Origin of the sequence: Streptomyces sp. M-16, assembly GCF_052114405.1 — a bacterium.
Lineage (GTDB): Bacteria > Actinomycetota > Actinomycetes > Streptomycetales > Streptomycetaceae > Streptomyces.
The window spans coordinates 1-5,000 of the sequence record NZ_JBFRER010000231.1; the positions used below are offsets into that span (position 1 = coordinate 1).

Genomic DNA, 5,000 nt, shown 5'->3' on the forward strand with positions numbered 1-5,000 from the left:
CCACCGCGCTCGTCATCACGACGCGGGTACGACGGACGCCCACCACGGTCATCGTCACGGCGGAAGGACGGACGGTCCCCACCACGGTCATCACGACGCGGGTACGAGGGACGGTCGCCACCACGGTCGTCACGGCCACCGCGGAAACCACCACGGTCATCGTCACGGCGCGGGTACGAGGGACGGTCGCCACCACGGTCGTCGCGACGCGGGTACGAGGGACGGTCGCCACCACGGTCGTCACGGCCACCGCGGAAACCACCACGGTCATCGTCACGGCGCGGGTACGACGGACGGTCGCCACCACCGGTGGGACGGCCGCCACGGTCGTCATCACGACGCGGGTACGACGGACGCCCACCACGGTCATCGTCACGGCGGAAGGACGGACGGTCCCCACCACGGTCATCGCGACGCGGGTACGACGGACGGTCGCCACCACCGGTGGGACGGCCGCCACGGTCGTCATCACGGCGCGGGTACGAGGGACGGTCGCCGCCACGGTCGTCACGGCCACCGCGGAAACCACCACGGTCATCGTCACGGCGGGGGTACGACGGACGGTCGCCACCACGGTCATCACGGCGCGGGTAGGACGGACGGTCGCCGCCACGGTCGTCACGACCACCGCGGAAACCACCGCGCTCGTCATCACGACGCGGGTACGACGGACGCCCACCACGGTCGTCATCCCGACGGGGGTAGGACGGGCGGTCGCCGCCACGGTCGTCGCGACCGCCACGGAAGCCACCGCTGACGGGACGGCCGCCACGGTCGTCATCACGGCGCGGGTAGCTGGGACGGTCCTCGCGACGCGGGTACGAGGGACGGTCGCCGCCACGGTCGTCACGGCGCGGGTAGGACGGACGGTCGCCACCACCGGTGGGACGGCCGCCACGGTCGTCATCACGACGCGGGTAGCTGGGACGGTCGCCACCACGGTCGTCACGGGCACGGAAGCCGCCGCCGCTGGGACGGTCGCCGGCGGGGCGCCCGCCACGGTCGTCACGGCGGAAACCGCCGCCACCACCGGTCGGACGGCCACCGCGGTCGTCGCGGCGGAAGCCACCACGGTCACCGCCACGGTCGTCACGGCCCCCGCGGTAGCCGCCCCTGTCACCGCCGTCGTTGCGACGAGGCTCGCGCTCCGGACGATCGTCGGGAGAGTTGGACATGGGTGTTGCTCCTGTCTTCGGGGTACCGCTAGTCATTCTCGCGCAACCAACCCATGGCCGCGCTTCGGCGTAAAGAGGTGAAAAACAAAAAGGACCCTTGGTCCAGCGTTGAACGCTGGACCAAGGGTCCTTTGAAAGATTGTTCGGCGGCGTCCTACTCTCCCACAGGGTCCCCCCTGCAGTACCATCGGCGCTGAAAGGCTTAGCTTCCGGGTTCGGAATGTAACCGGGCGTTTCCCTAACGCTATGACCACCGAAACCCTATCGGTTTCGAGCGAACAAGCACACTCTGTAGTTGTGTTCTAGCTCTAGAAACCAGCAACCGTTCGTTRCTTCAGAACTAACACAGTGGACGCGAGCAACTGAGGACAAGCCCTCGGCCTATTAGTACCAGTCAGCTCCACCCGTTACCGGGCTTCCACATCTGGCCTATCAACCCAGTCGTCTACTGGGAGCCTTACCCTCTCAAGGAGGTGGGAATAGCTCGCGTACCGCTTTAATGGGCGAACAGCCCAACCCTTGGGACCGACTCCAGCCCCAGGATGCGACGAGCCGACATCGAGGTGCCAAACCATCCCGTCGATATGGACTCTTGGGGAAGATCAGCCTGTTATCCCCGGGGTACCTTTTATCCGTTGAGCGACGGCGCTTCCACAAGCCACCGCCGGATCACTAGTCCCGACTTTCGTCCCTGCTCGACCCGTCGGTCTCACAGTCAAGCTCCCTTGTGCACTTACACTCAACACCTGATTGCCAACCAGGCTGAGGGAACCTTTGGGCGCCTCCGTTACCCTTTGGGAGGCAACCGCCCCAGTTAAACTACCCATCAGACACTGTCCCTGATCCGGATCACGGACCGAGGTTAGACATCCAGCACGACCAGAGTGGTATTTCAACGGCGACTCCACCATGACTGGCGTCACGGCTTCAAAGTCTCCCACCTATCCTACACAAGCCGAACCGAACACCAATATCAAACTGTAGTAAAGGTCCCGGGGTCTTTCCGTCCTGCTGCGCGAAACGAGCATCTTTACTCGTAGTGCAATTTCACCGGGCCTATGGTTGAGACAGTCGAGAAGTCGTTACGCCATTCGTGCAGGTCGGAACTTACCCGACAAGGAATTTCGCTACCTTAGGATGGTTATAGTTACCACCGCCGTTTACTGGCGCTTAAGTTCTCAGCTTCGCAACCCCGAAAGGTCACTAACCGGTCCCCTTAACGTTCCAGCACCGGGCAGGCGTCAGTCCGTATACATCGCCTTACGGCTTCGCACGGACCTGTGTTTTTAGTAAACAGTCGCTTCTCGCTGGTCTCTGCGGCCACCCCCAGCTCACGGAGCAAGTCCGATCACCAGTGATGGCCCCCCTTCTCCCGAAGTTACGGGGGCATTTTGCCGAGTTCCTTAACCATAGTTCACCCGAACGCCTCGGTATTCTCTACCTGACCACCTGAGTCGGTTTAGGGTACGGGCCGCCATGAAACTCGCTAGAGGCTTTTCTCGACAGCATAGGATCATCCACTTCACCACAATCGGCTCGGCATCAGGTCTCAGCCTTAATGAGGGACGGATTTGCCTACCCCTCGGCCTACACCCTTACCCCGGGACAACCACCGCCCGGGCTGGACTACCTTCCTGCGTCACCCCATCGCTTACCTACTACAAGTCTGGTTCGTCGGCTCCACCACTTTCCTTTCCCCGAAGGGTCCGGAACGGCTTCACGGACTTAGCATCGCCTGATTCGATATTGGGCGTTTCAAAGCGGGTACCGGAATATCAACCGGTTGTCCATCGACTACGCCTGTCGGCCTCGCCTTAGGTCCCGACTTACCCTGGGCAGATCAGCTTGACCCAGGAACCCTTAGTCAATCGGCGCACACGTTTCTCACGTGTGTATCGCTACTCATGCCTGCATTCTCACTCGTGAACCGTCCACAACTAGCTTCCGCTGCTGCTTCACCCGGCACACGACGCTCCCCTACCCATCACAGCGGGCGTTGGCCCTATTGCTGCAATGACACGACTTCGGCGGTACGCTTGAGCCCCGCTACATTGTCGGCGCGGAATCACTTGACCAGTGAGCTATTACGCACTCTTTCAAGGGTGGCTGCTTCTAAGCCAACCTCCTGGTTGTCTCTGCGACTCCACATCCTTTCCCACTTAGCGTACGCTTAGGGGCCTTAGTCGATGCTCTGGGCTGTTTCCCTCTCGACCATGGAGCTTATCCCCCACAGTCTCACTGCCACGCTCTCACTTACCGGCATTCGGAGTTTGGCTAAGGTCAGTAACCCGGTAGGGCCCATCGCCTATCCAGTGCTCTACCTCCGGCAAGAAACACGTGACGCTGCACCTAAATGCATTTCGGGGAGAACCAGCTATCACGGAGTTTGATTGGCCTTTCACCCCTAACCACAGGTCATCCCCCAGGTTTTCAACCCTGGTGGGTTCGGTCCTCCACGAAGTCTTACCTCCGCTTCAACCTGCCCATGGCTAGATCACTCCGCTTCGGGTCTAGAGCGTGCAACTCAATCGCCCTATTCGGACTCGCTTTCGCTACGGCTTCCCCACACGGGTTAACCTCGCTACACACCGCTAACTCGCAGGCTCATTCTTCAAAAGGCACGCAGTCACGACCCATTGGGTAAACCCAATGAGCGACGCTCCCACGGCTTGTAGGCACACGGTTTCAGGTACTATTTCACTCCGCTCCCGCGGTACTTTTCACCATTCCCTCACGGTACTATCCGCTATCGGTCACCAGGGAATATTTAGGCTTAGCGGGTGGTCCCGCCAGATTCACACGGGATTTCTCGGGCCCCGTGCTACTTGGGAGATTCTTAAGCAAGCCGCTGATGTTTCGTCTACGGGGGTCTTACCCTCTACGCCGGACCTTTCGCATGTCCTTCGACTACATCAACGGTTTCTGACTCGCCGACCGGCCGGCAGACCGGTCAAAAGAATTCCCACAACCCCGCATGCGCAACCCCTGCCGGGTATCACACGCATACGGTTTGGCCTCATCCGGTTTCGCTCGCCACTACTCCCGGAATCACGGTTGTTTTCTCTTCCTGAGGGTACTGAGATGTTTCACTTCCCCTCGTTCCCTCCACATGCCCTATGTGTTCAGGCATGGGTGACAGCCCATGACGACTGCCGGGTTTCCCCATTCGGACACCCCCGGATCAAAGCTCAGTTGGCAGCTCCCCGGGGCCTATCGCGGCCTCTCRCGTCCTTCATCGGTTCCTGGTGCCAAGGCATCCACCGTGCGCCCTTAAAAACTTGGCCACAGATGCTCGCGTCCACTGTGTAGTTCTCAAGCAACGACCAGCCACCCATCACCCTCATCCCTAAGGACCAGGTTCACTGGGGCCGGCATCGCGAAGATAAGACCTTACGGCCGTACCCTCAGATACCCAACAACGTGCCAGGCACGATCCCCGTCAGTGACTCACTTTCCACGCCGAAGYAGTACTCGTGATTCCATCCGGAAGACCGTGCCAAATAATCAACGTTCCACCCATGAGCTGACCGTGCRGAACATTTGCCYGCAATCGGTACTGTGCTCCTTAGAAAGGAGGTGATCCAGCCGCACCTTCCGGTACGGCTACCTTGTTACGACTTCGTCCCAATCGCCAGTCCCACCTTCGACAGCTCCCTCCCTTACGGGTTGGGCCACCGGCTTCGGGTGTTACCGACTTTCGTGACGTGACGGGCGGTGTGTACAAGGCCCGGGAACGTATTCACCGCAGCAATGCTGATCTGCGATTACTAGCAACTCCGACTTCATGGGGTCGAGTTGCAGACCCCAATCCGAACTGAGACCGGC

At 60.6% G+C, this 5,000-nt stretch carries 3 rRNA genes and 1 pseudogene (1 of these 4 running past the window's edge); all 4 read right to left on the bottom strand.

The features are described 5' to 3' along the window. Positions 1-1,211 (bottom strand): annotated as a pseudogene (locus AB4039_RS41345) (hypothetical protein); the annotation flags it as partial. Positions 1,212-1,316: 105 nt separating this feature from the next. Continuing rightward, positions 1,317-1,433 (bottom strand): 5S ribosomal RNA (rrf, locus tag AB4039_RS41350). 106 nt (positions 1,434-1,539) lie between these two features. Next, positions 1,540-4,459 (bottom strand): 23S ribosomal RNA (locus AB4039_RS41355). A gap of 285 nt (positions 4,460-4,744) precedes the next feature. After that, positions 4,745-5,000, bottom strand: a 16S ribosomal RNA gene (locus AB4039_RS41360); it runs 1,269 nt beyond the window's last position. The 16S, 23S and 5S rRNA genes sit together here, the layout of an rRNA operon.